1 protein-coding gene is annotated in these 416 nt (G+C 41.1%); it reads right to left on the bottom strand.

Features of this window, described 5'->3' with window-relative positions:
* Positions 1 to 287: 287 nt before the first annotated feature.
* Positions 288 to 416: PhoU domain-containing protein (locus B7G66_RS16765; protein ID WP_048859439.1), on the bottom strand; the 129-nt coding region annotated here is incomplete at its 5' end.

Here is a 416-nt window from a genome sequence, read left to right as displayed (position 1 = left end):
CTGAAGCTTTTTAGAAAAAGCTTCACCAAAAACCTTTATAATTTTAGGGTGTTATCGATCCTGACTTTTCAAACACATAATATTTCAAAAATGAAATTCCACATTTTTTTCTCAATGGGCTACTTTCAGACAGTCTCTTCGAGACTGTCTGAAAAGATCATGAGATAATAAAAGTTTTTGGTGAAGCTTTTTTCAAAAAGCTTCAAAAGACGTCGCTTTTTCAATCGAAAGGCAACACAAAAAATCTTTTCCTATTGTTTATCAACCACTTGTTTTCAAACAGCCCCTTACAGATCCTGATCCGCGATCCCCCCACGCGGCCGCAGGACCGGCAGGATACGTCCCGTCGCGGCATAAAAAACGCGTTCAGAGATATTGGTGGCGTGGTCGCCGATGCGTTCAAGGTTCTTGGCGAT

Source organism: Novacetimonas hansenii JCM 7643, from assembly GCF_000964405.1.
GTDB classification, from domain to species: domain Bacteria; phylum Pseudomonadota; class Alphaproteobacteria; order Acetobacterales; family Acetobacteraceae; genus Novacetimonas; species Novacetimonas hansenii.
Note: the sequence above shows the minus strand (reverse complement) of the source record. Positions and strands in the feature narration are given on the sequence as shown.